The 5,957-nt window shown below is 60.9% G+C and carries 4 protein-coding genes; 3 read left to right on the forward strand and 1 reads right to left on the reverse strand.

Annotation, left to right across the window (positions count from 1 at the left end):
- Positions 1-585 precede the first annotated feature (585 nt).
- Positions 586-3,357: an ATP-dependent DNA helicase gene (locus BSZ39_RS11880; protein ID WP_073717539.1), complete on the reverse strand. Its 2,772-nt coding sequence runs from the start codon at positions 3,355-3,357 to the stop codon at positions 586-588.
- A gap of 648 nt (positions 3,358-4,005) precedes the next feature.
- Here BSZ39_RS11880 and BSZ39_RS11885 point away from each other — a divergent pair.
- The 3 genes from BSZ39_RS11885 (at position 4,006) to BSZ39_RS11895 (ending at position 5,860) form a co-directional block, all read left to right on the forward strand.
- Positions 4,006-4,338 (forward strand): DUF3024 domain-containing protein, encoded by a 333-nt coding sequence (locus tag BSZ39_RS11885; RefSeq protein ID WP_073717540.1) that lies wholly within the window; start codon positions 4,006-4,008, stop codon positions 4,336-4,338.
- Positions 4,339-4,519: 181 nt separating this feature from the next.
- Positions 4,520-4,870 carry a sulfate permease gene (locus BSZ39_RS11890; RefSeq protein ID WP_222842955.1) on the forward strand — a complete coding sequence of 117 codons (351 nt, stop codon included), beginning with the start codon at positions 4,520-4,522 and terminating at the stop codon, positions 4,868-4,870.
- A 69-nt stretch (positions 4,871-4,939) separates the two neighbouring features.
- On the forward strand, positions 4,940-5,860 hold the full coding sequence (locus tag BSZ39_RS11895; RefSeq protein WP_083603331.1) for a DNA-processing protein DprA: 921 nt from the start codon (positions 4,940-4,942) through the stop codon (positions 5,858-5,860).
- Positions 5,861-5,957 lie beyond the last annotated feature (97 nt).

The following is a 5,957-nucleotide window of genomic DNA, read 5'->3' on the forward strand; positions in this document are numbered from 1 at the left end:
GACCATGACCGATACCGACACGCCCGCACTAGCAAGCTAAAACCCCAAACGAGAGGAAAACGCCGTTACACCACTACAAGGGACTTGACCGTGGGGCGATCAAGCGGGTCGCCGACCAGCTCAGGTTCACCCTGAAGCGGCCACACGATTCAGGAAGTTGGGAACCCCCAGTAAACGCCAGGCCCGTCCGCGGCCACGACGAGTGACTGTCTCAATCAACCTCTCCGGTCAGTACAACTACGAATGTGGCTCACTCGGTCTCAAACCTTCATAGAAGTAACGGGGCCGAGATGCTTACGAGTAAACCTGAGACAAGCGTCCCCAAGCAGGAGTGAAGACGATCCGATTCTGGTTCGCAGCAAATTGGACATACGTAAAGGCCCTATGCTCGGGTGGCCCGATAGTGCGGACCGTCGCGAGCTCCAAGCCTCGTCGCCAGATAGAAAGCACACCCCTACGGATGGGTCCACCGTACCGGGACTTCGAGCTACTCGCCACGGTTAGCTGCCGCACGGTGACTGGGCAACGTGATTCGTGTGCACCCGGTGGCAAGCCCTAGGTCCATCAGTGACCCGATCCAGGCAGTTACGGTTTCTGACGCACCTTCTGTCGTTTGGGCACCTTGACTACCGGAACCACGCCGCGACGCTGCCGAAGCAGGTTCTCGTCCTTCTTGTTCTCGCGAACCTCCAGTCGGCTAAGGATCCGAGTCTGAGTGTCAGGTGTCCAGTAGACCTCGAGATGCTTTCGAGCCCGGGTAATCGCTGTGTAGAAGATGCTGTGCGAGATATTCTCTTCGTTAGCTTCCGTGATAACAACCTTCACCGAGTCAAACTCGAGACCCTGCGCCTTGTGGATCGAAACCGCGTAGGCAATCTGGAATGGCACGATGGTCGTCGTCGAGTCATCGTCCTCGTCCGTGTCTGGGCGCTCGATGACGTCGAACTGAACCACGGAGTCTCCAACGACGCGGAGGTTCGAGAGCATCGCCTCCGTCGCTGTCGCCTCACGCTCGAGCCCAAGGTCGATGTCGAAGGTGATCTTCCCGGGCGCCTGGCTAATCCCAACAATATTGCCCTTCATGTTGTTGAAGATCAGCGGACGGAAGCGATCCGTCTCATTGAAGAGCACCGGATCGCCAACCTTGTAAACAGCTTCACCCCAGACGTGGGCCGGGTTCGGGTTGCTCGCCTGAAGGAAGCGGTTGACGTTATTGATCCCGTACAAGCCGTCGTAGTTGAGACAGAGCACGATCTCGTCGGCACCGTGCCGTGCGAAGAGCGACTCCCCTAGTTCTTTGGAGTACTCATTTTTCGACAGTGACTCTTCGATCCGGTCGTCAAGGTCACGCACTCGATCCCAGAGCGTCAGGAGCTCCTCGTCGGTAGTGCGGAACGGGTGCGTCAATTCGTGTACTGACTCTGGCGGGATGTACGAGCGAATTGCGCCAAACCAGTTCCCGAACTCGATGGACTCGATCTGGTAGACATCACCCACCAGCACCAGCAGATCGAATTCGGTGTTGGCAAGCACCTCGAGGAACGCAGCGTTGCTGACCGTACTGCATTCATCAATGACTACGACATCGAAATGACCCGACGTGTCCCAGTCGCCCCGCACATGCTTCGAGATTGTGCTGAAGTGTGCGTTGGGAGCGTCGACGCGGCGCGTCAGATTGTCGACGGCCGGGTTGGTGTGTGCCAGGAAGAGCTTCCGCTCACGCCCGAAGTAGTTGGCGATGTGGTTGACCATCGTGGATTTGCCGGTACCTGCGGCTCCGTAGATGAGGGCCACCTTCGAGTGGGAGAAGAGCTTCCGCAGGGCATCAGCCTTGATCTCATCGTCAACCTTCTGCGGATCACCGTCCGGAAGCTTCGCGTTCTCGTCAAGCCATGCGGCGACATCGTCCGCGTAGTCCTCAATGCCATTCGAGGCGATCTTCTGGAGCTGCTCTATGATCTCTACCGTGCCGTCCTCGTACCCGACGATGAACACGTGGCCGTTGGCGCGTTGGAGTTTGCGTGGGGCATGCCGTGGTGTCGGTGGAAGAGCGGCGTTGTGGCGCCTGATCAGGTCGTCGATGTCCCCGAGGTCTTCGAGGTCGCCTTCGGGTGTGTAGATCATGCCGTGCTGCTCGACGTTGACGCGTACCCGTCGCGCAAGTAGCTCGTGCTTCCTGTTCGAAGAATCGATGCTAGCCGCGAGGTCAGTAAACTTCGGGTTGTGTTTCCGGGGCGACGTACAGTACGGCATCGTGTCGAACGGACGGCAGCCGCTTGAGACATTCAGGTTCGAGAGCCACCCGCACTGATTAACGTCGTACTGTGCCTTCAGGATTTGGTTGTTCATCCGGAGCATCAGGTAGCGCAAGAGTCGGGTGCCTGGACGGTTGTGACCGATGATTGCCCTCGCCGCGTCCAGTGCAGGGAAGATTAGAGGCGTTCGCTGAGCGTTCGTGAGGACCCATGTCTTCACCTGGTTGTACACCTCGTCTGACGAGTCAAGGAGGTCGAGCAGACTGTGACGTGTCATTGTTAGGTACCGCATCAGATTGCGGTACTCGACGTGTCCCGACTGCACCGTGGTCTGCTGTCCGAGGAGTCGAGCGAAGTTGTCGAACTCGCACGGTCGGATGGACACCGACCAGTCGCGCACGATGATGATCGGCATCGTCTGACCGAGCACGTCGATTGAGTCGTTCGCAAGCTCGAGTTGTGCAGCGTAGTAGTCGCTCACATCAATGTCGGTGAAGCCGATGATCCGATCAAACTTGCTTGTCCGGTTGTGGGCTAGGCTGAAGGTGACCTCGTAGTAGATTCGGCTGCCAATGAAGAACGGTCGAGAGCTGTTGATGTAGTAACGCTCGGTCTTGCCGGTCAGCAAGTCGTGTTTCGATGCCTCAATCCGGCCAGCAATCTTCTCGTAATACGCGCGGAGTGCCGGATCCTCGTGAAGCGGAAACTGCTCGAGATTCCGGAGGATGTCCAGGCCGAGGTGCTGCTTCGCGAGGTCGCGTGTGCGTAGCAGGTACTCGTAGTATTTGAGCATCAGGCGCTCAGAGGGGTCCCGGTCGAGTGTGTAGTGCGAGACACTGATCTGGAGCAGGCTGTGGAAGCGCGTCAACAGTCGATAGCGGGCATCGCCGTTCACTGCGTCCCGAGCAGCATCAAACTCCGTCTGGTAGTTGTACGTCACCGTCCGATCTGGGACGTGCGCATAGACGACCAAGCCCTCGACCAGATGGCGCAAGTATTGCAGCAGGTTCTGTGACAAGAATCCACGGTCGGTCGTGATTGCCGAGATGTTCTGGTCGATCGCGTTGCTCGAGTCCAGAACCTGCTGTTCTACCGTTGCCATGCTGAGCGACCTTCCGATAGGGACTGGGGCACTAGCTTGCTGAGCGATCGCGATCGCTTCCAGCCAGCGGGGCGTGACCTCACTTGACGGCCTCCTCCAGAGCCAAGATATGACATGCAACTGCTGTCGGGTCGCGACTCCCCGCCGCGACCACGTCGATCCCTCCTGTGTAGGCATCGTTGCGGCCGCAAGCGGCAAGCTCCCTGGCACCGCCGAATCGCCATAAGCCTATGATCGCGCCTGTGCCGCGAGGACGCCTCGCGGCACGCGGATGTGACCAGGTGATCGGGTTCATGTGCTCGCCCCACGCCGCTGGGACGACATGCGGACGAGGCACCACGGAGCTTCCTGCACGGCATGGGTCATGCGGAACGGCCGCCATGACGTACCATTCCTGCTGACCTTGGATCCTGTGACTTCGAGTCGAGCTAGCGAAGCGATCGCCAGGTGGAGCCTTGCGCCGTCTTCACCTGAATCTCGACCACCCGACCGTTATCCGGGTCGGCGGGGATGGGACTGCCTTCACACTGTCCGCACCAGCGTGAGCTACTTCGGGCCAGCTCCGCCGCAACGTGATGCTCCCCGATGGACTTGCCCTGCCGCCACAGCTTCGAGGCTACCGAGGAGCTCGGATAGCAGAATGGACGTATGGCGATGCCCGAGACCGACCTGCTGCGCATCGGCCGCTGGTGCCGTGAACGCGTGCCCGAGCACCTGTGGGATCAAGCGCGGGTAGAAGCCGAGATTGCCGACCGGCACGTCACGATCATTGAGACGAGGCCGCCCTGGGACGGGCAGGGAGACTGGACACGGTTCCCGGTCGCGCGCCTCCGCTACACCGTCAAGACTGGGCAGTGGAGCATCTACTGGCGCGACCGGTACATGAAGTTCCACGAGTACACCCGCAAGCGTCCGACGAACAACGTCCAGTCACTGCTCGACTACATCGACAGCCACCAGGATCCGATCTTCTGGGGGTGAGAGCCCAAGCGGGTCATGTCACCAAGCACCGGGACTCTTCCAACGCAACGTCAACAACGGTATCTTGTGGGTAGGCGGCCTCCACCTGCGTGCCCCACCGCCGGACGTGGTGGGACGACCAGCTGGCTTCGGCCGGAGCGGTCCTTCTCGATTCCTTGTCGCCGGAGACGAGGAGAGGACTGTGCTCAAGTTTCGCCTGATCTGGATCGTCAGCATCCACACGCGTGACTTCCTGCGCCGCTACATGCCGACCAACATCGTGTTGGACAAGCTCCGCAGGCGACGCGGGCTGAAGTGCGGCGTCCCGGCGATGATGCTGGCCATCCCGTACCTCGGGGTCGCGAACATCCTGACGATTCTCATCGACCGCGGTGCGCCGGGGTGGTTCCACCTGCTGGTGCTGCTGTGCATTTGGAACGCGTTCAAGTTCCTAGTGATGGGCCCGGTAAGCGTGGTGTTGTTGGTGCGAGCCCGCGCTGCTGAGCGTCGCGAGCGGCGCTTGCCGTCGCGTTCACCAGCGCCGACGGCCTGACCGCCTCGCGAGGCTCGCGGGCTGCGTTGGCGCACCTTCTCGGCGAAGTCCGGTCGAGGAGGAGCCGTCATGTCTGGTGTTGCTGGTCTTGGTGTTGATGAACGTCGTGCCCGGGTGGTGCTGTCGTTGTTGGCCGAGCCCGACGATGCAACGACTGGTCGTCTGCTACAGCAGCGGGGTGCTGTCGAGACTCTGAGGCTACTCGACAGTGATGCCGCAGTTCCGGGTCTGAGCCGGGTGGATGCACAGGTGTGGCGTGACCGGCTCTCTCCACAGGAGGTCGAGCGGCTCAGTGAGCGGTTGCGGACGGTCGAGAACGGGGGCTTCGCCACGTTGATTCCGGGTGACGTGGAGTGGCCGCGGGCCTGCGATGATCTTGGGGAGCGTGCCCCGTATGTTCTGTTCGTGCGTGGCGCGACGTCGTTCCTCGCGCGCCCGTTGGAGGACCTGGTCACCGTGACCGGTTCTCGTGCGTCCACGTCTTATGGTGAGCGGGTCGCCAGCGAGTTGGCTGGTGATCTGGCGAGTCGGGAGCGGCTGTTGGTCGCTGGTGGTGCTTTTGGGGTCGAGGGTGCAGTGCATCGTGGAGCGTTGGCTGCTGGTGGTGACACGATCGCGGTGCTGGCCGGAGGCGTGGACCGGCTCTATCCTCGCGGGCATCACGACCTGCTGAAGCAGGTCGCTGATGTCGGTGCCCTGGTGAGCGAGCTGCCTCCCGGGGCTGTGCCGACGCGGCATCGCTTCCTGGCTCGCAATCGGTTGCTTGCTGCCTTGTCTGGCACAACGGTGATCGTCGAAGCGGCCGCACGATCAGGAGCCTTGGGCGTGGCCCGAGAAGCGCATCGCTTGGGTCGTGATGTCGCAGCGGTGCCCGGGCCGGTTACGAGCGTGTCGAGTATTGGCACCCACGAGCTTCTCCGCGCAGGAACTGCCCGGCTGGTGGCCTCGGTGAACGACGTCGAGCACCTTCCGCCTGGGGGTGTCAAATAGTTTGTAGTTGAGTCCCTCATAGTGGTGTAGCGGGGTGGTCGTGCTGGACAGCAGGGCGGTCACCGCGTGATCCTCGAGTTCATCTTCTACAACTCAC

It is taken from the genome of Bowdeniella nasicola, from assembly GCF_001907295.1.
Classification (GTDB): Bacteria; Actinomycetota; Actinomycetes; order Actinomycetales; family Actinomycetaceae; genus Bowdeniella; species Bowdeniella nasicola.